Annotated in this window: 28 protein-coding genes and 1 pseudogene; 22 read left to right on the top strand and 7 right to left on the bottom strand. The window is 47.4% G+C overall.

From position 1 onward, the window contains the following. Positions 1 to 64: 64 nt before the first annotated feature. The 3 genes and pseudogenes from M1E03_RS09105 to mciZ form a co-directional block, all read right to left on the bottom strand. Complete coding sequence (locus M1E03_RS09105; RefSeq protein WP_023855940.1) at positions 65 to 412, bottom strand: DoxX family protein; 348 nt, start codon at positions 410 to 412, stop codon at positions 65 to 67. A gap of 5 nt (positions 413 to 417) precedes the next feature. Continuing rightward, positions 418 to 1023 (bottom strand): TetR/AcrR family transcriptional regulator, encoded by a 606-nt coding sequence (locus M1E03_RS09110; RefSeq protein ID WP_023855939.1) that lies wholly within the window; start codon positions 1021 to 1023, stop codon positions 418 to 420. Positions 1024 to 1123: 100 nt separating this feature from the next. Next, positions 1124 to 1240: pseudogene (mciZ, locus tag M1E03_RS09115) on the bottom strand (Z-ring formation inhibitor MciZ); the annotation flags it as partial. Positions 1241 to 1316: 76 nt separating this feature from the next. Between mciZ and M1E03_RS09120 the strand changes: the two are divergent. Genes M1E03_RS09120 through M1E03_RS09130 form a run of 3 tightly spaced genes read left to right on the top strand, consistent with a single transcriptional unit; the run spans position 1317 to position 3507 of the window. Beyond that, positions 1317 to 1874, top strand: coding sequence for an NUDIX hydrolase (locus tag M1E03_RS09120; protein WP_026579348.1), 558 nt, complete (start codon positions 1317 to 1319; stop codon positions 1872 to 1874). Continuing rightward, a complete protein-coding gene (locus M1E03_RS09125) occupies positions 1871 to 3034 on the top strand; it encodes a TIGR00375 family protein (protein WP_035338466.1) in 1164 nt (387 codons plus the stop codon). The genes M1E03_RS09120 and M1E03_RS09125 overlap by 4 nt, the downstream gene beginning before the upstream one ends. Positions 3035 to 3054: 20 nt before the next feature. Next, positions 3055 to 3507, top strand: a complete 453-nt coding sequence (locus tag M1E03_RS09130) for a GNAT family N-acetyltransferase (RefSeq protein ID WP_035339364.1) — start codon at positions 3055 to 3057, stop codon at positions 3505 to 3507. 272 nt (positions 3508 to 3779) lie between these two features. Here the strand turns inward: M1E03_RS09130 and M1E03_RS09135 are convergent, their stop codons facing one another. The 3 genes from M1E03_RS09135 to M1E03_RS09145 form a co-directional block, all read right to left on the bottom strand. Further along, positions 3780 to 4340, bottom strand: a complete 561-nt coding sequence (locus tag M1E03_RS09135) for a GNAT family N-acetyltransferase (RefSeq protein WP_039072810.1) — start codon at positions 4338 to 4340, stop codon at positions 3780 to 3782. A gap of 24 nt (positions 4341 to 4364) precedes the next feature. Next, positions 4365 to 4907 carry a GNAT family N-acetyltransferase gene (locus M1E03_RS09140; RefSeq protein ID WP_035338472.1) on the bottom strand — a complete coding sequence of 181 codons (543 nt, stop codon included), beginning with the start codon at positions 4905 to 4907 and terminating at the stop codon, positions 4365 to 4367. Between the two features lie 126 nt (positions 4908 to 5033). Beyond that, complete coding sequence (locus M1E03_RS09145; RefSeq protein ID WP_035338473.1) at positions 5034 to 6509, bottom strand: NCS1 family nucleobase:cation symporter-1; 1476 nt, start codon at positions 6507 to 6509, stop codon at positions 5034 to 5036. A 265-nt stretch (positions 6510 to 6774) separates the two neighbouring features. On the opposite strand from M1E03_RS09145, the gene M1E03_RS09150 reads away from it, so the two are divergent. From M1E03_RS09150 to M1E03_RS09240, 19 genes are all read left to right on the top strand, one after another. Continuing rightward, positions 6775 to 7074, top strand: a complete 300-nt coding sequence (locus tag M1E03_RS09150; protein ID WP_035338474.1) for a PTS sugar transporter subunit IIB — start codon at positions 6775 to 6777, stop codon at positions 7072 to 7074. An 18-nt stretch (positions 7075 to 7092) separates the two neighbouring features. Beyond that, positions 7093 to 8439, top strand: a complete 1347-nt coding sequence (locus tag M1E03_RS09155; protein ID WP_035338475.1) for a PTS sugar transporter subunit IIC — start codon at positions 7093 to 7095, stop codon at positions 8437 to 8439. 112 nt (positions 8440 to 8551) lie between these two features. Next, on the top strand, positions 8552 to 9208 hold the full coding sequence (gene spoIIM / locus M1E03_RS09160) for a stage II sporulation protein M (RefSeq protein ID WP_026579353.1): 657 nt from the start codon (positions 8552 to 8554) through the stop codon (positions 9206 to 9208). 118 nt (positions 9209 to 9326) lie between these two features. Beyond that, a complete protein-coding gene (gene fur / locus M1E03_RS09165) occupies positions 9327 to 9776 on the top strand; it encodes a ferric iron uptake transcriptional regulator (RefSeq protein WP_003183178.1) in 450 nt (149 codons plus the stop codon). Between the two features lie 120 nt (positions 9777 to 9896). Then, the gene (locus M1E03_RS09170; RefSeq protein WP_023855929.1) at positions 9897 to 10121 is read left to right on the top strand and encodes a YqzK family protein; all 225 of its coding nucleotides are present in this window, start codon (positions 9897 to 9899) and stop codon (positions 10119 to 10121) included. A 6-nt stretch (positions 10122 to 10127) separates the two neighbouring features. Beyond that, complete coding sequence (gene xerD / locus M1E03_RS09175) at positions 10128 to 11018, top strand: site-specific tyrosine recombinase XerD (protein WP_023855928.1); 891 nt, start codon at positions 10128 to 10130, stop codon at positions 11016 to 11018. A 193-nt stretch (positions 11019 to 11211) separates the two neighbouring features. Continuing rightward, positions 11212 to 12396, top strand: coding sequence for a phosphopentomutase (gene deoB, locus M1E03_RS09180; RefSeq protein ID WP_020452036.1), 1185 nt, complete (start codon positions 11212 to 11214; stop codon positions 12394 to 12396). Between the two features lie 20 nt (positions 12397 to 12416). Further along, a complete protein-coding gene (locus M1E03_RS09185; RefSeq protein ID WP_031304985.1) occupies positions 12417 to 13223 on the top strand; it encodes a purine-nucleoside phosphorylase in 807 nt (268 codons plus the stop codon). 157 nt (positions 13224 to 13380) lie between these two features. Next, complete coding sequence (locus M1E03_RS09190; RefSeq protein ID WP_020452034.1) at positions 13381 to 14553, top strand: D-alanyl-D-alanine carboxypeptidase family protein; 1173 nt, start codon at positions 13381 to 13383, stop codon at positions 14551 to 14553. Between the two features lie 93 nt (positions 14554 to 14646). Beyond that, positions 14647 to 15000 carry an anti-sigma F factor antagonist gene (gene spoIIAA, locus M1E03_RS09195; protein ID WP_020452033.1) on the top strand — a complete coding sequence of 118 codons (354 nt, stop codon included), beginning with the start codon at positions 14647 to 14649 and terminating at the stop codon, positions 14998 to 15000. Further along, positions 14997 to 15437, top strand: a complete 441-nt coding sequence (spoIIAB, locus tag M1E03_RS09200; RefSeq protein ID WP_020452032.1) for an anti-sigma F factor — start codon at positions 14997 to 14999, stop codon at positions 15435 to 15437. Before spoIIAA ends, spoIIAB begins: the two co-directional genes overlap by 4 nt. 12 nt (positions 15438 to 15449) lie before the next feature. Further along, positions 15450 to 16217 (top strand): RNA polymerase sporulation sigma factor SigF, encoded by a 768-nt coding sequence (gene sigF / locus M1E03_RS09205; RefSeq protein WP_020452031.1) that lies wholly within the window; start codon positions 15450 to 15452, stop codon positions 16215 to 16217. 153 nt (positions 16218 to 16370) lie between these two features. Next, entirely contained in the window at positions 16371 to 16991 is a 621-nt protein-coding gene (locus M1E03_RS09210; protein WP_020452030.1) for a stage V sporulation protein AA, read from the top strand. Then, positions 16981 to 17406: a stage V sporulation protein AB gene (locus M1E03_RS09215; RefSeq protein ID WP_023857502.1), complete on the top strand. Its 426-nt coding sequence runs from the start codon at positions 16981 to 16983 to the stop codon at positions 17404 to 17406. The genes M1E03_RS09210 and M1E03_RS09215 overlap by 11 nt, the downstream gene beginning before the upstream one ends. Positions 17407 to 17419: 13 nt before the next feature. Next, positions 17420 to 17869 (top strand): stage V sporulation protein AC, encoded by a 450-nt coding sequence (gene spoVAC / locus M1E03_RS09220; protein ID WP_020452028.1) that lies wholly within the window; start codon positions 17420 to 17422, stop codon positions 17867 to 17869. A gap of 12 nt (positions 17870 to 17881) precedes the next feature. Beyond that, positions 17882 to 18901, top strand: a complete 1020-nt coding sequence (gene spoVAD, locus M1E03_RS09225) for a stage V sporulation protein AD (protein WP_020452027.1) — start codon at positions 17882 to 17884, stop codon at positions 18899 to 18901. Between the two features lies 1 nt (position 18902). Continuing rightward, on the top strand, positions 18903 to 19253 hold the full coding sequence (gene spoVAE, locus M1E03_RS09230) for a stage V sporulation protein AE (RefSeq protein WP_020452026.1): 351 nt from the start codon (positions 18903 to 18905) through the stop codon (positions 19251 to 19253). Between the two features lie 6 nt (positions 19254 to 19259). Then, complete coding sequence (locus M1E03_RS09235; protein WP_043054370.1) at positions 19260 to 19862, top strand: stage V sporulation protein AE; 603 nt, start codon at positions 19260 to 19262, stop codon at positions 19860 to 19862. Further along, a complete protein-coding gene (locus M1E03_RS09240) occupies positions 19822 to 21294 on the top strand; it encodes a spore germination protein (RefSeq protein WP_020452024.1) in 1473 nt (490 codons plus the stop codon). The genes M1E03_RS09235 and M1E03_RS09240 overlap by 41 nt, the downstream gene beginning before the upstream one ends. A gap of 44 nt (positions 21295 to 21338) precedes the next feature. On the opposite strand, the gene M1E03_RS09245 is transcribed toward M1E03_RS09240, so the two are convergent. Continuing rightward, positions 21339 to 21668 (bottom strand): hypothetical protein, encoded by a 330-nt coding sequence (locus M1E03_RS09245; protein WP_023857499.1) that lies wholly within the window; start codon positions 21666 to 21668, stop codon positions 21339 to 21341. Positions 21669 to 21793: the final 125 nt, after the last annotated feature.

Raw genomic sequence — 21793 nt, forward strand, 5'->3', positions numbered from 1 at the left:
TCCTTTTTTTCTTACTTTGAACGTAATACAAAGGAGCGAAGTTTTCAACCCATCGGCATCGGAATCAGAAGTACAGCTCGAAGATGATCACGCTTAGGGCGCAAATCAAACAAACCGCGGCAGGGATGGCCGTAAAAAAAGGCTGCCGCGCCCGGAATAGGTGGGCATGAATGGCGCCTGTCATAAGCAGGGAGAACAACAGTCCCGAGCCGACAGCCAGGTGCACATTCCAAATCCCGGCGATCATGCCGAGCGCTCCGGCGATTTCAAGAAATCCTGTTACTGAAAGAAACCACAGCGGGTATTGATAATGGCGCCAATGTTCCACTTGAAAAGGAACGTGCATCGCCTTGATTACGCCTCCGATCAGCATAAATGCCGCCAATCCTGCTTTTACGAAAATAAATGCCACCATGTTCACTCCGTTTCTGGATGTTGCGGATTAACGAGCATCCCGTGGATCAAAAGATCCGTGATTTGTTTTGCGAGACTTGAGGGGTCTTTTGATCCGTCAAGCAAATAGATATCGGCAAGGTGCTCAATCATGCCTGTCAGGCATTCGGCAACGGTCTCCATTTCCAGGCCGGACCGGAAGTAGCCAAGCTCCTGCTCTGCTTTCAAGTTTTCTTTCAAGGCCAGTGTTAAATCTTTTTTCATTTCATATGCTTCCGGGCTGAGAAAAAAACCGATGCGGGTCAAATCCGGGTCCTCTGCCAAAAAACGAAATACAGCCTCTACAGCAGCCGTTACCCGTTTTGATACGTGTTTTTTCTCGATTCCTTCTTCTAAACGAAACGATTCGATCAGATTTTTTAAGTTCGCGTGAAAGCCATTGATCAGCTCGTTATAGATGGCGCCTTTGCTTGGAAAGTATAAGTAGAAAGACGGCTGAGTCAGCCCCGCTCTTTTGACAATCGTACTTACTTTCGTCTCATGGAATCCCCGGTTTGCAAATTCGTTTGCAGCAACTGTGAGCAGCCGCTTCCGGCTTTCTTTACCTTTGCGTCCTTTTTCATTTCCCACATCCATCCGCCTCCAAAATAATACTTTCAAGTAATGTTACTGAAAAGTATTATTTCATGCGATCCTTCTTGATGTCAATCAAAATCATGCGATTTTCTTTTTCAGAAAGCCAGTCTTTCACATAGTGATACATTCGTCCGTATTCCTTCAGCTTGGCGCGGATTTCCCATGCTTTCCCCGACATGACGATGCGGTTGTTCAGCCGGTAGACCTTCATGGCGCGTCCCCCTTCCATGGTGTATGATAAAATGTATGGGATCAAAAGCCAGAGCAGAACTTAGGAGATGATCAAACTGAAGCATTTAGAGGAGAAAACCATATCTAAAGAAAAACTTTTTTCGGGCAAGGTGATCGATCTTTATCTTGAAGACGTCGAACTGCCGAATGGTAAAACGGGAAAGCGCGAAATCGTGAAGCATCCGGGCGCTGTTGCGGTGCTTGCTTTGACTGATAAAGGAAACATCATTTTGGTGAAGCAGTACAGAAAAGCGCTTGAACGGACGATCGTTGAAATACCGGCAGGCAAGCTTGAAAAAGGAGAGAAACCTGAATATACCGCGCTGCGGGAGCTTGAGGAAGAGACGGGATACACGGCGGCAAAGCTGGAGAAAATCACTGCTTTTTACACATCGCCGGGCTTTGCGGACGAATTGGTGCACCTGTATCTTGCCGAAGAGCTGACACCGCTTGAAGAAAAGCGCGAACTTGATGAAGACGAATTTGTAGAAGTAATGGAGGTGCCGCTTACAGGTGCGCTGAAATTGATGGAAACTCAGGACATCTATGATGCGAAAACGGCTTATGCCGTGCAGTATCTGGAGCTGAGAAAGGCCCTGCAAGCAAAAAAATGAAAGAAATATTCGCAGACATGCATATCCATATCGGGCGGACGGAATCAGGCCGGCCCGTTAAGATAACGGCTGCCAGAACGCTTACGCTCGACGAAATTTTGATTGAAGCAAGCGAGCATAAAGGAATGGAACTGATCGGCATTATAGATTGTCATTCACCGGAGGTGCTGGCGGAAATTGAAAAAGGGGTGTCTTCAGGCCGTTATACAGAGCTTGCAGACGGCGGAATCAAATATAAAGATACCGTGCTTCTGTGCGGTTCTGAATTGGAAATCAATGATGACAGATGCCGGGGCCCGATTCATGTGCTGGCATTTATGCCGTCGATCTCCGCAATGAAGCAGTTTTCCGCCTGGCTCTCGGAAAGGGTGACGAATATCCATCTGAGCTCCCAGCGCATCTATGAGACAGGCATCGGCCTTCAGCGGAAGGTGAAAGAGCTCGGCGGCTTGTTCATTCCCGCGCACATTTTTACGCCGCATAAGAGCCTGTATGGCAAAGGAGTCAAATTTTCGCTGCAAGAAGTGCTTGACCCGAAGATGATTGATGCGGTTGAACTCGGGCTGAGCAGCGACACCGATATGGCTTCACACGTATCCGAACTGAATCCCTATGCATTTTTGACCAATTCGGACGCCCATTCTCTTGGGAAAATCGGCAGGGAGTATAATAAGCTCCACATTAAACATGCCAGCTTTCAAGAGTTTTCACTTGCTTTAAGAGGACAAGAAGGGCGCTGCATTGCCGCCAATTACGGAATGAATCCGCAGTTGGGCAAATATTTTCAAACCGCTTGTGAAACATGCGGCCGTTTGCAGGAGGCAGGTGAAACGGTGTGTAAAGCGTGCGGAAGCCGAAAGTTTACAAAAGGCGTCAGCACACGTCTAATGGAGCTTTACGATCAGGATAAAAGCCCGGTCAAGCGCCCGCCGTACGTTCACCAGGTTCCGCTGCAGCTGATCCCCGGCATCGGTCCGAAAACGATTCAGAAGCTGAAAGATGCTTTCGGCACTGAGATGAATATCCTTCACCGGGTAAAAGAAGGCGAACTAAAAGAAGCCATTCGTCCGCAGACGGCTGATCTCGTGGTCAAAGCAAGGAACGGGGATTTAGAGCTGAAAGCCGGAGGCGGCGGAACCTATGGAAAAGTGCAGAGCTGAAGGGGGCTTTGGAAAAAGGGATGGAGTGGAAACTAAAATCGTATGAGGAATTGTCGAAGGAAGAGTTGTACCGCATCATCAAGCTTAGAATAGACGTCTTTATCGTTGAACAAAACTGTCCGTATCATGAGCTTGATCACTTAGATGAGCGGGCACACCATTTATTTCTGAGCCAAGAAGGAGAGATCGCTGCGTATTGCAGGCTGTTCCCGAGCGGTACGGCTTACCCGGAGGCATCAATCGGCCGGGTGATCGTCCGTAATGAGGACAGGGGAAAGGGATATGCGCAGACGCTTCTTGATCAAGCGCTCCGCTTTTTGGAAGACGAGCGGGGGGAGAAAAGGGTCAAGATCAGCGCCCAGAATCATTTGCGTTCCTTTTACGGCTCCTTCGGATTTAAAGCAATATCAGACGTCTATATGGAGGACGGCATTCCGCATGTGGATATGATCAAAACGGCAGAAACCGTATGACTTGCGTTCAGAACCCCGCCTTTCTATAATAATAAGATAAAAATTTGACAGGAGAGTGGGGAACATGGCCAAAAGCAAGGCAAGGAAAAAGCGTGAGCACATGTTGAGAAACACAGGCAGAGATGCCGCCGTATCAAGAGGCAAGGCGCCTGAATTCAGCACGCACGTCAGAAAAACGAAAAGCAGGCGGGAAGAGCTTGCAAAGCTGCATATGAAACATAAACGAAAGAACCCTTATGATTTGCTTCATGAAGATCATAAGGGTTCTTTTTTTAGAAGATGCGCGAATACATGCATGTGTCCCGATGTTCGCTTAAATCATTCGAAAGGTCATCGCTTTGTAAAACGGCTTCCAGCTGAAAGCCGAGGCGCTCCGCCATTTTTCTGCTTTTCGTGTTCATGCTGTCACAGCATATCTCAAGCCGCTTGGCTTTGATGTGTCCCCTCGCGAAATCAATCAGTCCGTTAAGCGCTTCGGTCATGTACCCCTGTCCGGCAAATTCAGAACTGCGCCAATAGCCGATTTCAAACCGTTTCGCTTGCCAGTTCATGCGGTGAAGGCCTGTGCTGCCGACGAACTTTCCCGTTTCTTTATGGAAAATATGCATCCGTAAATCGTTGCGCAGAATAAAATCGGCCTGTGCCTGCCTGACGTTGATTTCTACATGTTCTTCCTCGGGCATTTCCCTTGCAAACGGCATCCACGGCTTGAGCTCAGGCAACGATTTTCGAATGGCGTCATGGACGGCCGCGCCGTCGCCTGCCCTTGGCGCTCTGACAAAAAGGCGCGGGGTTTCAAAACTGTCCGGAAAATCGAGCAGTATCGGATTCATCCAGGTTCCCTCCAGATATTCTTTCTATTTTTGATTGTGCCATCTTCCCATCACAATCGTGTTGTTATATGTTCCGTCAGAAAGCCGCTTGTCTTTTTTTAAAATCCCTTCTATTTTAAAGCCATGCTTTTGATACAGGGCAGAAGCCCTCTCATTTGTTTCCGACACGCGCAGGGTCATTTTTTGAATGCCTGCGGCATCAGCCCAAACAATCGATTCGTTTAAAAGGCGTTTTCCAATGCCGTATCCCCAAAATTCTTTCAATACGCATACGCCAAACTCCACTTGATGAGAGAAGCGTTTTAAATCCTGTCCGGCACATCTTGAAAAGCCGACGATCCTGTTTCGAGCGACCGCCACTAAAAACAAGCATCGGTCATGTTCGCTGTCTCTTTTGATCAGCTCTCTAAAACCCGTTTCATCAATAAAACCTTCACCCTTTTCCCTGTCCAAATATTCGGTTTCTCCATCGATCTGTACCCTTACAGCAGATAATTCCTTTGCATCTTGTTGGACAGCTTGCCTGACGATGTAGTTCAGCCCTTTACCATCAAAGCGTTTGTTCATGTGATACTCCAATCATTTTTTATATCCATTAGTCTATCACATTCCTTAGCTCGAATTTGTTTAAAATGACTGAATATAACAAAAAATGGACCGCGAATAGCGTTTTCGCGGACCTTGAGCCCGTGCTTATACATTGCTTTCGGCAGCGTAGTCAGCGGTTTTATCTCTAAGGACGCCGGGGGGATGGATGCGCATCAAAAAGATGTATGCGGCAAATGCGAGCAGCACGCCTGAAAACCATGAAATATCATAGAGGGGTTTCAGGGCCGGCAAGTATGTCCCGATCAAAGACATAAACGCTCCGAGTCCAACTGCGGCAAATGCGCGGTAATTGTAGCCTTTATAGTACGTATACCTCCTGGTTAGAGAGTAGAGATCTTCGATGTGAAGCGTGCGCTTCCGGATGATAAAATAATCGGCAAGCATAACGCCTGCGACCGGCCCCAATATTCCGCCGATTGTGCCGAGAAACGAAAACACGCTCGCTTCATTCTCCATCAGCTTCCATGGGAAAGTGAACAGGGCCAAAACAGCTGTCAAATAGCTGCCTCGCTTAAAATCGATATATTTCGGCAAAAAATTGGCCAGGTCATAGGCTGGCGAGACAATATTCGCTGCAACGTTTACCGAAATGGCGGCGATGCAAAGTGTAATGACCGAAAGCGCGATCACATACGGGTTGTCAAAATGGGCGAGAATATCGACAACATCCCAAATCGGCTCCCCGAAGGCAGCCTGTGAGCCGGAGGTGACGGTAATGCTTGCAAATGCAAACAGAACGAATGTGCCCGGCAAACCGTAAAACTGCCCTCTGATTTGTTCTTTTTGAGAGGCTGCAAACCTCGTAAAATCGGGAATGTTCAAAATGAGTGTCGCCCATATGCCGATAATTCCCGTCACACCGGCAAGAAACGGCCAAATCAATTCGCCGAATGTCTGAAATTTTCCCGGCTGCGAATAAATCGGACCGAGTCCTCCCGCAATATCGACTGCCCACCACACCATTCCGCCAAAGACGAGATAAACGAGCGGGCCGGCCCAGACTTCAAACTTTCTGATCGACTCCATTCCGTGGTGAAGGACAAGCAGATGAATTCCCCAAAAGAAAGCAAATGACAAAAGCCCTGATAAATGCAATCCAAACAAGTTCCAATCGCCGCCGATGTCTTTCCAGCCGCTCCACACATTTAAGATCAGGATGTTAAGCGCCATGCTTCCCGCAAACGCTTGAATGCCGAACCACATAATCGCCACAAAACCTCTGAGAAGCGCCGGAATATTAGCCCCGTATATCCCGAAAGAAGCCCTGATTAACACGGGAAAAGGCACGCCGTATTTTGTGCCGGCATGTCCATTCAATGCGAGGGCTGCATAGAGCACGACCGAAGCGACTGCGATAATCCCAAGCACCTGCCACGGAGAAAGCCCGATCGCTATCAGTCCGCCAACCGTTGCGTAAGTCGGGATGTTATGGATGCAGCCCATCCAGATCGATGCGAAATTGACCGCTTTCCATGTGCGTTCCTCAGGCTTTAGAGGCTGCAGGTCGCTGTTTGAGAGTGTACGGTCTGATTGAACTTTTTCATATTGGACAGATTTCATATAATCCCTCCGCTTATTTTTAAGGAAAAATATAACTTATTATTCTGAAAAATTCATTAGATAAACTAAACAAATGTTTCAAGGCGTTTGTTGAGGTTGACTAAACGAGCCGTTTGAAACCGTTATAAAAATATTGATTTTTATGAAACAGTTGTCTATCTCGGTCATAGGATAAAAGACCAGGTTGAAATATTACTCCGCATTGTAATGAAAGCGTTTTCTGATCGGCGGGGAAAAAGGTGAAACTGAAGGGGGTTAACAAATAATGAAGAAAATTTTATTGGTTTGCGCGGCCGGCATGTCAACGAGCCTGCTTGTCAGCAGAATGAAAAAGCATGCCGAGGCGCTGAACGAAGAGATCGACATCATCGCACTGCCTGTATCGGAAGCCGGGACTGCCGCGTCAAGCGCGGACGTCGTACTGCTGGGGCCGCAAGTCAGGTACCAAAAGTCACAGGTTGAGGCGAGCGCGGGAGACACGCCGGTTCAGGTGATCGACATGCGCGACTACGGCACCATGAACGGCGAAGCTGTGTTGCGAAAAGCGCTGCAGCTGATGAAATAAAAAGGAGGGGAGACAGGGATGAGCGGGTTTATGGAGAAGTTTGAGCGGAACGTGGAACGGTTTTTGGTTCCCGTTGCTGCAAAACTGAACTCACAGCGCCATATATGTGCGATCAGAGATGCTTTTATTCTATCATTTCCGATTATTATGGCAGGGTCGATTATCATTTTATTGAATTTCGCTATTTTATCTCCGGACGGGTTTATCGCCAAAATTTTGTTCCTTGAAAAGATATTTCCGAACTTGGCTGATTATCAGTCGGTCTTTACCCCCGTACTGCGGGGATCGCTCGATATTATGTCCATATTTGTCGTGTTTCTCGTTGCACGCAATTTAGCCATCTCAATGAAAGCGGATGAACTGCTTGCCGGATTAACGGCCGTATCCTGTTATTTTATCATTTATTCACCGTACCGCCTGATCGAAAACGAGAGCTTTTTAACGACGAAGTGGCTCGGTGCGCAAGGGCTGTTCGTTGCCTTAATCATCGGGATCCTCGTCGGTGAAGTGTTCAGCAGGCTTTCAAATGCCAAGCGCCTGCAAATTCATATGCCTCCGCAGGTGCCGCCTGCGGTTGCCCGGACATTTAAAGTGCTGTTTCCGATCATCTTCATTACGATTGGCTTTGCGATGTTAAGCTTTGCGCTATCGTCTCTGTCGAAAAACGGTTTGCATGAATTGGTGTATACCGTGCTGCAGGCGCCGTTGAGAGAGATGGGAACGAATATTTTCACTGTTGTTTTCCTTGGAATCGTCGCCAACTTTTTATGGCTGTTCGGCATTCACGGCCCGAATACAATTGCGGCGATCAGAGAAACGATCTTTGCCGAAGCAAACCTTGAAAATCTCGCTTTTGCCGCCAAAACAGGCTCTGCCTGGAACGCTCCGTTTCCTGAAACATGGGCACTGAATGACGCCTTTGCAAACTACGGGGGATCGGGCATGACGCTGGGGCTTTTGATCGCAATATTCATCGCTTCAAAGCGCCGGGATTATAAAGACATCGGTAAGCTTTCGATCGGGCCGGGGATATTTAACATTAATGAACCTGTTATTTTCGGACTTCCGGTCGTGCTCAATCCGATCTTCATGATTCCCTTTATCATCGTTCCGGCAGTCAACACTGTCATTGGCTACTTGTTCATCAAGTTTCAGCTGATTCCACCGATCGCATACGCTGTTCCGTGGACAACGCCCGGGCCGTTGATTCCGTTTCTCGGGACAGGAGGAAACTGGCTTGCGCTCGGGGTCGGCTTTCTTTGCCTCGCCATTTCAACAGTGATTTATCTGCCGTTTGTAATGGCTGCCAACAAGACTGTGAATACGGACAGGGAGCATTCTTCGGAAAACAGGGAGGAATCATAACGTGATCAAGGCGCCTTTTACGGGCGCCTGTCTTTTTTCAAAAAAAGTCATGCGGCTCTCTTTTCTCTCATACAATCTATTAAAATCAAAAGCACGTCTGGGAGGAAGATACATGCGGAAGCCCACAATCAAAGAGCTCATCTTTCAACATATGAAGGATCATCTGTCAATCTATTTATTTGTTTCAGTACTGTTTTTAATGGGTGTGATTTTCGGCGCGGTCATCGTCAACAGCATGACGATCGGTCAAAAAGAAGATTTGTTCTACTATTTGAATCGATTTTTTGGACAGCTTTCCGAAGGAAAAGCAGCCAGCTCAAAGGAAATGTTTTTGCAGAGCTTTCTTCATAATATGAAATATTTAGGCTTAATGTGGATTCTCGGGATTTCCATCATCGGCTTGCCCGTCATTTTTATCATGGTCTTCTTAAAAGGGATCGTCGTCGGATTTACAGTCGGCTTTCTCGTCAATCAAATGGGAATCAACGGCTTTTTCCTGTCTTTTGTCTCCGTGCTCCCGCAAAATATGCTGCTGATCCCAGCTTACTTGATCATGGGGACTTGCGCCATCGCCTTTTCGATGAGGCTCATCCGCCAGCTTTTTGTCAAACGCAGCCTTGCAGAAGCGCCTGTCCATTGGTTTGGCCGGTACGCTTTTGTGCTCGTCCTGATTCTCGCGATGTCTCTTATATCCTCTTCCTTTGAAGCATATCTTTCGCCGGTGTTGATGGAAAAGCTGACGGAGTACGTCTTGCCGAAACAGCATTAATTTATAATGATTATTAAAAAATATTCATTTTGTTTCTCAATTTATAATGATTATAGTTGGCTCCCTGCGCTTGTTTTGTTATAATAAGCTAGGTAATGCGGCGTAGGAGGGAAAGTCAATGGAAACACGTATTGATCGGATTAAAAAGCAACTGCATTCTTCCAGCTATAAACTCACCCCTCAGCGCGAGGCTACTGTAAGGGTGCTGCTTGAGAATGAGGAAGACCATTTAAGCGCAGAAGATGTATACCTCCTCGTAAAAGAGAAATCTCCTGAGATTGGTCTTGCGACAGTATATCGGACTCTTGAATTGTTAACTGAATTAAAAGTAGTGGATAAAATCAATTTTGGCGACGGTGTGTCAAGATATGACCTCCGTAAAGAAGGTGCCGCACATTTCCATCACCACCTTGTTTGCATGGAATGCGGTTCGGTTGTTGAAATTGAAGAAGATTTGCTTGAAGACGTGGAAGAAATCATTGAAAAGGATTGGAAATTTAAAATAAAAGACCACAGGCTGACGTTCCACGGCATCTGTCATGACTGTCAGCAAAAGGAATCGGAATAGTCTAAACCGGAGAGAACCCTTTCAGCCATGAGCGGGTTCTTTTTTGATTCAGACGTATAAAACTTGTCTCATTTGGCATAAGTTTTAGTAATCGAATCAAAAGAAGGGACCTGAAACCGTATGAAAATGCTGAAAACGGCTGCCGATATGATCAAGGTGTTCGTGCTGTTTACCGGTTTTACCGTCTTGTTTTATTATGCTATGATATGGATAAATTCAGAGTATGAAAACTATCATCGGTATGATAAACCTGAAGGAGCAGCCCTCAAGGTCGCCTCGATGGAAGGGGACGAGCAGGGCAGCTGGTTTAACCGGTTAATCTTTTTTTATTTGAACGGGGAGTAGGATAGCGTGAAAGTTCATATTAAAGACTTTATCCACTACGCCGTTGTTGAACGGGGGCTTTCCCACAACACGGTTGTGAGCTATGAACGGGATTTGAACAGCTACGCCGCCTATTTAGAGGAACAGGAGCAGCTGAGCTCTTTTGACCAGGTGACAAGGCTTACCATCATCCAGTTTTTAAAGCATTTAAAAGACGCCGGAAAATCCGGTAAGACGATTGCGAGGCATCTCGCTTCCATCCGCAGCTTTCACCAGTTTCTGCTGAGGGAAAAAGTAACAGCCCAGGACCCGTCCGTCCATATTGAGTCACAAAAAACGGAACGGACGCTCCCGAAGGTGCTGTCATTACAGGAAGTCGAAACGCTTCTGGATACGCCGAAGCTGACGGGGCCGTTCGGCTACCGCGATAAAGCGATGCTGGAATTACTGTATGCGACAGGAATCCGCGTCAGCGAGATGATCGCATTAAAGCTGTCCGATGTCCATTTATCGATGGGCTTTATCCGCTGCTTCGGGAAAGGAAGAAAGGAGCGGATCGTTCCGCTCGGCGAAGCGGCGTCACATGCAGTCGGCGAATATCTGTCAAAAGCGAGGGGAAAGCTTTTGAAAAAAAATTCCGAAGACGCCCTGTTTCTGAATCACCACGGCAGACAGATGAGCCGGCAGGGGTTTTGGAAAAATTTAAAGAAAATCGCCTTGGAAGCGGGAATTAATAAAGAGCTGACGCCGCACACACTGAGGCACTCATTCGCCACACACCTGCTCGAAAACGGAGCCGATCTCCGGGCCGTTCAGGAAATGCTCGGACACGCCGACATTTCGACGACGCAAATTTATACACATGTGACGAAAACAAGGCTGAAAGACGTATATAAGCAATACCATCCCCGTGCATAGCCTAAAAGAACAGGCGAAAGCACGGTTTTTCATGTTGAGTGTGCAGCAAATTGCGGGAAGTTTCTCACTATTCCCGTTCGTATTGTCAACTGTTGTGTAAACGGTTTATACTTGGCTAATAGCGGTATTTTGGTTTTTTTATGCCAAGCGTGACAGCCTACAGCTGACAGAAAGAAAAAAAGGAGGCCGACAAATGCCTGCATTTGATTACAACCGAGTATTTTTAATTGTGATGGATTCCGTTGGAATCGGCGAGGCGCCTGATGCCGATCAATTTAATGACAAAGGCGCAGATACATTGGGCCATATTGCCGAACACATGGGAGGCATCCGCCTGCCGAACATGTCGAAGCTCGGACTCAGCAACATCCGAGAAATCAAAGGTGTCGAAAAGGCAGAAGAGCCGCTTGCCTATTACGGCAAAATGAAAGAAGCCTCAAACGGAAAAGATACGATGACTGGTCATTGGGAGATAATGGGACTTTACATAGACAAACCTTTCCAGGTGTTTCCCGAAGGTTTTCCGGACGAATTGATCCATGAACTTGAACAGAAGTCCGGAAGAAAAGTGATTGGAAACAAACCTGCATCAGGCACTGCGATTTTGGATGAGCTCGGTGCGGAGCATATGGAAACCGGCGCGCTGATCGTCTACACCTCAGCGGACTCCGTTCTGCAGATTGCCGCACACGAAGAAGTCGTGCCTCTCGAGGAATTGTACAAAATCTGCGAGATCGCGCGCGAGCTTACGCTTGACGAGAAATATATGGTCGGACGCGTCATTGCGAGGCCGTTTGTTGGCAAGCCGGGCGAATTTAAACGGACGCCGAACCGGCATGATTATGCGCTGAAGCCGTTTGACAGAACCGTAATGAATGAATTGAAAGATGACAGCTATGATGTGATTGCGATCGGCAAAATCTCCGATATCTACGACGGCGAGGGCATTACGGAATCACTTAGAACGAAATCAAATATGGACGGGATGGACAAGCTGGTGCAAACGCTTGACAAAGATTTTACAGGAATCAGCTTTGTAAACCTCGTGGACTTTGACGCGCTGTTCGGGCACCGCCGCGATCCTGAAGGATACGGAAAAGCGCTCGAGGAATTCGACGCGCGCCTTCCTGAAGTATTTGAAAAGATGCGTGAAGACGATCTGCTCATCATTACCGCCGACCACGGCAATGATCCGGTTCACCATGGCACAGACCATACAAGGGAGTACGTGCCGCTTCTTGTATACAGCAAAAAGCACGAAAAGCCCGGTGCGCTTCCGCTCGCAGATACATTCGCGGACATCGGCGCGACGATTGCCGACAACTTTAAAACGAATATGCCAAAGTACGGAAAAAGCTTTTTATCCCTGCTGAAATAGGAGGAAACGACGTGAAACAGATGATTGCAAATGCCGCAGACTATATTAAAAGCAAAACAGAAATCAAACCGGCGGTCGGCCTGATTTTGGGATCGGGCCTTGGCGTGCTTGCTGATGAGATAAAAGACGCCGTTCGCATTAAATATGAAGACATCCCGGATTTTCCTGTTTCCACTGTTGAAGGGCATGCCGGACAGCTTGTCATCGGCAGACTTGAAAATGTGCAAGTCGTCGCGATGCAAGGGCGTTTTCATTTTTACGAAGGGTATTCAATGGACAAGGTAACCTTCCCGGTACGTGTCATGAAAGAACTCGGGATCGAGACTTTAATTGTGACCAATGCCGCAGGCGGCGTCAATGAATCGTTCCGTCCCGGCGATCTGATGATCATATCCGATCATATCAATTATATGGGAACGAATCCGCTGATCGGGCCGAACGATTCCTCGCTGGGTGTCAGATTCCCTGACATGTCATCCGCATATGATAAGGAACTGCGCCTCTTGGCGAAAAAAACAGCCGAAGAATTGAACATCAGTGTACAAGAAGGGGTTTACACAGCCGTCACAGGACCTACATACGAAACGCCTGCCGAAGTGCGCTTCCTCAGAACGATCGGATCGGATGCTGTCGGCATGTCGACGGTTCCGGAAGTCATCGTGGCAAAACATGCGGGCCTTCGCGTGCTCGGCATTTCGTGTATATCAAACGCGGCAGCCGGAATCCTCGATCAGCCGCTCTCCCATGACGAAGTGATCGAAGTCACCGAAAAAGTAAAAGCCGACTTTTTGCGGTTTGTTAAAGCGGCCGTCGCCAAAATCGGCTAAAACCGCCGCGAAGTTGAAATGTGAGCCAATGCAAGTTCAAATAAGAACCTGCATTGGCTCTTTCTTTTTGCCTGATGAGAAATTTTTTCCAATCAATCCGTATAAATCCAACTGGATTGGAAAAAATAAAGAGGATTACGAAATGGAGGTCTGGGTGATGAAACGTCATTTATCCAAATTGCTGATTTTTACGATAATCCTGATGACTGCGCCGCCGGCGTTTGCAAAAGAGAGCGAAAAGAAACCGTCGGAGCTTGCTGATGACGCAAAATCTGCCGTTTTAATCGAGCGGGATACCGGTAAGGTGATGTATGACAAGAACAGCCGTGAAAAGCTTCCCCCGGCCAGCATGACAAAAGTGATGACCATGCTGTTGATCATGGAAGCTCTTGATGAAGGCAAGATCAAAATGAAAGACAAAGTCAGAACAAGCGAGTATGCCGCTTCAATGGGGGGATCGCAAATTTTCCTTGAGCCCGGCGAAGAAATGACGGTTGAAGATATGCTGAAAGGGATCGCCATCGGATCGGGTAATGATGCCTCTGTGGCAATGGCAGAGCATATTGCCGGATCTGAAGAGGAATTTGTCAAAAGAATGAATGAAAAAGCCGCTGAGCTCGGCCTCAAGGATACATCTTTTCAAAATACGACAGGTCTGCCTGAAGAAGGCCATTACAGCACAGCCTATGACATGGCACTCATGGCGAAAGAGCTTTTAAAATATGAAAACATCACGAAATTTACGGGAACATATGAAGACTATCTGAGAGAAAACAGTGATAAAAAATTCTGGCTCGTCAACACAAACCGCCTCATCAAATTTTATCCCGGCGTTGACGGAGTCAAGACCGGCTTTACAAATGAAGCAAAGTACTGCCTGACAGCTTCAGCGAAAAAAGGAAACATGCGCGTCATCGCTGTCGTTTTTGGTGCCAGTACGCCAAAAGAACGAAATGCCCAAATCACAAAAATGCTTGATTTTGCATTCAGCCAATATGAAACGCATCCGATGTATAAACGCAATGAAATCATTTCCGATTTGAAGGTCAATAAAGGCCATGAGCAAAAAATAAACCTTGTCACATCGGAACCGATTTCCCTTTTGACGAAAAAAGGCGAAAATATCGAAGCTGTTAAAAAAGAAATCAAACAGAAGGAAGATATCCAGGCCCCTGTCAAAAAAGGCACAGAGCTTGGGACGCTCGTATTGAAAAAGGACGGAAAGGTTCTCGCTGAAAGCCCTCTTGTCGCGGAAAAAGACATGGATAAAGCAGGGATGTGGACGATGTTCAAGCGGACGATGACCCACTGGACGAAGTGGAGTGAATAATGCCGAACGGTCACTAGTTTTGTCACGGTGAAGGAATTTATAAAGTCTGAAGCGAAACACTCATTATCCGATTTAAACCAAGGAGGAATGAGGATGAGCCTCGGAATCGATATTCACGTCAAAGAATCCGTACTATGCATTCGGTTGACAGGTGAACTCGATCACCATACAGCAGAAACCTTGAGAAAACAAGTCAGTGACCATCTGGAACAATCCGGCATTCGCCATATTGTCATGAATCTTGCAGACCTTTCGTTTATGGACAGTTCAGGACTTGGCGTCGTGCTCGGCAGATATAAGGAGATTAAACAGCTCGGCGGAGAAATGATCGTCTGCGCCATTTCTCCTGCTGTCAAACGTTTATTTGATATGTCCGGGCTGTTTAAAATCATTCGCCTTGAGCAATCAGAGCAGCGTGCACTTGAAACGTTGGGGGTGGCGTCATGAAAAATGAAATGAATATCCAGTTCACGGCACTCAGCCAAAACGAATCGTTTGCACGGGTGACAGTCGCTGCTTTTATCGCTCAGCTCGATCCGACGATGGATGAACTGACCGAAATTAAAACGGTCGTATCCGAAGCGGTCACAAACGCGATCATACACGGTTATGAAAACTCAGGGCAGGGAGACGTATACATTTCCGTCACCCTTCATGATCATATCGTCTACTTAACGATTCGTGACGAAGGAGTCGGCATCCCTGATCTTGAGGAAGCGCGCCAGCCCCTGTTCACGACAAAGCCTGAACTCGAGCGGTCGGGAATGGGCTTTACGATCATGGAAAATTTCATGGATGATATCTCGATCGACTCCTCACCTGAGATGGGAACCACAATACACTTAACAAAGCACTTATCAAAAAGCAAAGCGCTTTGCAATTAAGGGAGATTTGTTATGGATGTGGAGGTTAAAAAAGAAAACCAGAACACTCAGCTTAAAGACCATGAAGTGAAAGAACTGATTAAAAACAGCCAGAACGGCGATCAAAAAGCAAGGGACCTCCTCATAGAAAAAAACATGCGTCTTGTTTGGTCTGTCGTTCAGCGTTTTTTGAACAGAGGCTATGAGCCTGATGACCTCTTTCAAATCGGCTGCATCGGCCTCTTGAAGTCGGTGGACAAATTCGATCTTTCCTATGACGTTCGGTTTTCCACCTACGCCGTCCCGATGATTATCGGCGAGATTCAGCGGTTTATCAGAGATGACGGAACCGTCAAAGTGAGCCGCTCGCTGAAAGAACTCGGCAACAAAATCCGGCGGGCAAAAGACGAGCTTTCCAAGTCAAACGGCCGGATTCCGACCGTTCAGGAAATCGCCGATTATCTCGAAATCAGTTCGGAAGAAGTCGTGATGGCCCAGGAAGCGGTCCGCTCTCCCTCATCCATTCATGAAACGGTTTACGAAAACGACGGAGACCCGATTACACTTCTGGATCAAATCGCCGATCAGTCGGAAGAGAAGTGGTTCGATAAAATCGCTTTGAAGGAAGCCATCAAGGATTTGGATGAACGGGAAAAGCTGATTGTTTATTTAAGGTATTACAAAGACAAGACGCAATCTGAAGTTGCCGACCGCCTCGGCATATCCCAGGTGCAAGTGTCGAGGCTTGAAAAAAAGATTTTAAAGCAAATCAAAAACCAGATGGATCAATTTGAAAGCTGAGGCTGCTCGGATGTCTAATGAAAAACCGGAACGCTCCAAAAAAGAGCGTTCCGGTTTTTTTTGTGGTAATTTATGGTCTTTTGCCGCTTGCTGAATGATAAATGGGATGTACTTCATACTACAACTATAACCATCATATAGGAAGTGACCCAGATGGAACGTCAAGTTTTTATCAGACTCCGCCACCGGCTTGAGGCCGATCCCGATGAATTGATTCTGCTCGGCCATATCGCACAGGTAGCGGGCGACCGCCGATACAAAGAAAAGCTTGAACGGCTGCCTATTTATCAGGTCAGCAAAGCGGATCAAAGCATGGTGGTGTTGGACGTGATGAAGGTGATCGAAGCTGTACATAAATCGTTTCCTGACCTTGACGTCCAAACCGTCGGCGGTTCCGAAACAATCGTGGAGATCCAATATCCGAAAAGGGGGCTGTCTCCCGTACTGTTCGTCGGCGTCTGGCTGCTCCTGTTCGTCGGTGCCGGCCTTGCTGTCATGAACTTTCATGAAGATGTCAGCATGAGGGACGTACACATCTTGCTTTACGAAATGGTGACGGGCAAGGAGAACCGCTATCCATACCTTTTGCAGATTCCGTACAGCATCGGTCTCGGTCTCGGCATGATTTTGTTTTTTAATCATTTATTTAAAAAACGGTTTAACGAGGAGCCGAGCCCTCTGGAGGTCGAGATGTTTAAATATCAGCTTGATTTGGACCATTATGTGGCATTGCACGAAAACAAAGAAACGACAAAGGATATTCATGATCATTAGCGTGATCTTTATCATCTTTCTCGGACTCGCAGGAGGGATTGCGGTTGGATCTGGATTTGTCGCTTTTCTTACCGTGCTTGGCATTATACCGAGACTGACTCAGCTGACGAAAACGCAAGGGTTTATCCAGGCGTATGAATGGGCTGTCATTCTGGGCGCGGTGTTCGGAGGATGGGAATCGCTGAACATGTCCCGCTTTTTTTTATCCAAATGGCTGCTTGTTCCGATCGGCCTTTTGGCGGGCGTTTTCATCGGAATGCTTGCAGCGGCGCTGACAGAAGTGTTGAACGTGCTTCCGATACTGGCGAAACGCATCGGTATGGGGGACAGGATTTTGATTCTTTTAATGGCCATTGTGTTCGGGAAGATCCTTGGCTCGATGTTTCAATGGCTCATTTTTGTTCATTTGTCATAAAAGGAGGAATATGATGTCAAGTTTGAAAGATAATTACCAATCGAAAGTCAAAGCTTATCAGCCTACGCCGCCTTATGTCCTGAACTGTATCAAGGCTTTTCTTGTCGGCGGTCTGATCTGTACGATCGGCCAGGCTCTCCAGAATTTTTATATGGCCGTATTCCACTTTGATGAAAAAACAGCTGGAAACCCGACGGTTGCTACGCTCATCTTAATCTCCGCTCTGTTAACAGGCCTTGGCGTCTACGACAGAATCGGCCAGTTTGCCGGTGCTGGTTCCGCCGTTCCGGTTACAGGGTTCGCCAACAGTATGACGAGTGCAGCCCTTGAGCATAAAAGCGAAGGCTATGTTCTCGGCGTGGGGACAAACATGTTCAAGCTTGCCGGAAACGTCATCGTGTTCGGCGTTGTGGCCGCTTATATTGTGGGAATGATCCGCTTTGCCTTTGACAAGTTGTTTTAGGAGGAAAACATCATGAAATTAACTGGAAAACAAACATGGGAGTTCGAGAACCCGCTGTTTGTTAACTCGAGCGGAACAGCGGTTGGACCTAAAGAAAAAGAAGGTCCGCTTGGACACTTATTTGACAAAACCTATGATGAAATGCACTGTAACCAGAAAAACTGGGAGATGGCAGAGCGCAAGCTGATGGAGGATGCGGTTCAGACTGCGTTATCAAAACAAAATCTTAAAAAGGAAGACATCGATATCTTTTTGGCAGGCGATCTGCTCAACCAAAACGTGACAGCTAACTATGTGGCGAGGCATTTGAAAATTCCTTTTCTTTGCTTATTTGGAGCATGCTCGACATCAATGGAATCGATCGCGATCAGTTCGGCATTGATTGACGGAGGTTTCGCAAAGCGTGCCCTAGCGGCAACCAGCAGTCATAATGCTACTGCTGAAAGGCAGTTTCGCTACCCGACGGAATACGGCGGCCAAAAGCCGGGAACCGCTACATCCACAGTGACCGGAAGCGGAGCAGTCGTCCTCAGTCAGCAGCCCGGCGGCATCAAAATCAGCAGTGCAACCGTCGGAAGAGTTATCGACTTGGGGATTACCGATTCGCAGGATATGGGGTCGGCGATGGCCCCCGCTGCGGCGGATACGATCAAGCAGCATTTAGAGGATCTGGGACGCACCCCTGATGATTACGATTTAATTTTAACCGGCGACCTTTCAGGTGTCGGCAGCCCGATTTTGAAGGATTTGTTAAAAGAGGAAGGAATCAATGTCGGGACAAAACATAATGACTGCGGACTGATGATCTATACGCCTGACCAGCAGGTTTTTGCAGGCGGAAGCGGATGTGCTTGTTCCGCTGTCGTCACCTTTGGCCACATTTTTAAAGAAATTGAAGCGGGAAGGCTGAACAGAGTGCTTGTTGTAGCGACAGGCGCCCTTTTAAGCCCGACGATCGTCCAGCAAAAAGAATCGATACCATGCATTGCCCATGGCGTCGTATTTGAACGGGCCGAAGGGGGGAACGCTTAAGATGGAATATGTCATTGCTTTTATTGCAGGAGGATTGATTTGCGTCATCGGCCAGCTTTTGCTTGATATCTTTAAAATGACGCCGGCTCATGTCATGTCAACTTTTGTCGTATCAGGAGCGATCCTTGACGGTTTCGGCCTTTACGACCGTTTTATCGAATTTGCCGGTGCCGGGGCTACAGTCCCGATTGTCAGCTTCGGCCATTCTCTTTTGCACGGCGCGATGCACCAGGCTGAGGAACATGGCTTTATCGGAATCGGCATGGGGATATTCGAACTGACATCTGCCGGTGTATCTGCCGCTATCTTGTTTGCTTTTCTTGTTGCCGTGATTTTTAAACCGAAAGGATAAAGGATAATGCCAGCAAAACGCAAGGTCATTTTGGTCACAGACGGCGATATATACGCTGCAAAAGCAATCGAATATGCGGCAAGAAAAACGGGCGGCCGCTGTATTTCCCAATCGGCGGGGAATCCAAGCATTAAAACGGGACCGGAGCTTGTATCCATGATCCTAGAAACCCCTCATGATCCTGTATTCGTCATGTTTGATGATTCCGGACTTCAAGGCGAAGGGCCGGGAGAGACAGCGATGAAATATGTAGCGATGCATGCCGATATCGAGGTGCTCGGGGTCATCGCCGTCGCTTCAAAAACTCATTATGCAGAGTGGACAAGGGTCGATGTATCAATCGATGCGGAAGGTGAACTGACGGAATTCGGCGTCGATAAACACGGGGTCAAAGAGCTCGATGTCAAACGAATGAATGGTGACACGGTCTATTGCCTTGATCAGCTGGATGTTCCGATCATCGTCGGAATCGGTGATATCGGTAAAATGAACAGAAAAGACGATGTGGAAAAAGGATCGCCGATTACAATGAAAGCGGTCGAGCTCATTTTAGAAAGGAGCGGGTATCATGAGTGCTCAAAAGCAAGAGAAGACGAACGTATTCCTTGATCCTTCTAAGAATGAAGCGTATTTCAAGAAGCGGGTCGGCATGGGAGAAAGCTTTGACCTTGGCGTACGCAAGGTCTTTATCCTCGGCCATGAAGTTCAGCTTTATTATGTCAACGGGTTGTGTGACACCCAATACATCATTCACCTGTTAAGGGAACTGGTCCATCTCAATGATAAAGAAAAAGAGTCGGGCGAGGTCGAAGACATTGTCGAAAACAGGCTTTTGAACCAGCAGGTTTCAAAAGCAGAAACGCTTGATGAAGCGGTGGACCAAGTGCTGTCGGGACTGGTTGCCATCATCGTCGAAGATGCGGGATTTGCATTTATCATTGATGTCAGAAGCTATCCGGGCAGAACGCCGGAAGAGCCTGATACAGAAAAAGTCGTACGCGGTGCAAGAGACGGGCTCGTCGAGAACATCATCGTCAACACAGCCCTGATCAGACGCCGGATCAGAGATGAACGCCTGCGCTATAAAATGCTTCATATCGGTGAACGCTCCAAAACAGACATCTGCCTTTGCTATTTGGAAGATGTTGCAGATCCCGATCTTGTTGAAGTATTAAAAAAAGAAATTGAAAATGTGAAGATCGATGGACTGCCGATGTCGGATAAATCGGTAGAGGAATTCATTGTCGGCCAAGGCTTCAATCCGTTTCCGCTTGTCAGGTTTACGGAAAGGGCAGACGTAGCCGCAAGCCATATTTTAGAGGGGCATGTCATCGTGATCGTCGATACGTCGCCAAGCGTCATCATTACGCCGACGACTTTGTTTCACCATGTACAGCATGCTGAGGAATACAGACAGACACCGGCTGTTGGGACGTTTTTAAGGTGGGTGCGGTTTTTCGGTATTTTGGCCTCCACCTTTTTGCTGCCGCTTTGGCTATTGTTTGTCATTCAGCCGTCGCTCTTGCCTGATCATTTATCGTTTATCGGTTTAAACAAAGACACTCATATCCCGATTATCATGCAGATTTTCCTGGCGGATCTCGGCGTCGAATTTTTAAGAATGGCCGCCATTCATACGCCGACGGCGCTTTCGACTGCAATGGGCCTGATAGCTGCCGTATTGATCGGCGATATCGCGATCAATGTCGGCTTGTTTTCTCCCGAAGTCATTTTATACGTTTCCCTCTCGGCAATCGGAGCGTACACGACACCAAGCTACGAGCTGAGTCTGGCGAATAAAATGGTGAAGCTGTTTATGCTGATATTGGTGGCGCTTTTTAAAGTGGAGGGATTTGTCATCGGATTAACGATCTTAACTATAGTGATGACTTCGATCAGATCCTTGCGGACGCCTTACTTATGGCCTCTCCTCCCGTTCAACGGAAAAGCGTTTTGGCATGTTCTCGTGCGCACTTCCGTTCCCGGGGGAAAAGTCAGGCCGAGCATCGTTCATCCGCGAAACCGCTCCAGACAGCCGTGAAGACGGTATTCCAAGAGGCTTTTCCCCGGGGAAAAGCCTCTTTTTCAGTAATCGAATTCAGGTCTTTGGGTCCCGATGCCTCTGTATTCGTTCGCAGAGATCGCGACTGCCCGGAGGCTGCAGATGTTGTTCTGTCTTCTGATCGGATAGACGACATACAGCATTTCGCGGCCGGACGGGTCAAACGTTGACGAATGAAGGAAAACCTCGGTTCCTCTCCGCCAAAATCTCGTATTCGCCGGAGCTGTAATAATCTGCCCTTCATAAGGCTCGTAAATTCGCTGTTCATGATGTACAGCCGGCTGATAAGAGCCGTATACATCTTCCGGTGTATAGCCTGGAGCCGGGGTGTAGGGGTAACGGTTTGGATACATATGATAACCTCTTTCCCACTTCGTTTTTTTAGGTTTCATCTTTAAGATTATATTCAGGTAAATGCCTATTTGTATGGGCGATAATCTCGATTTTTCAGCTCTTTTTTTAACTGAATGGACGTTAT

Source organism: Bacillus sp. PK6-013, assembly GCF_054161445.1.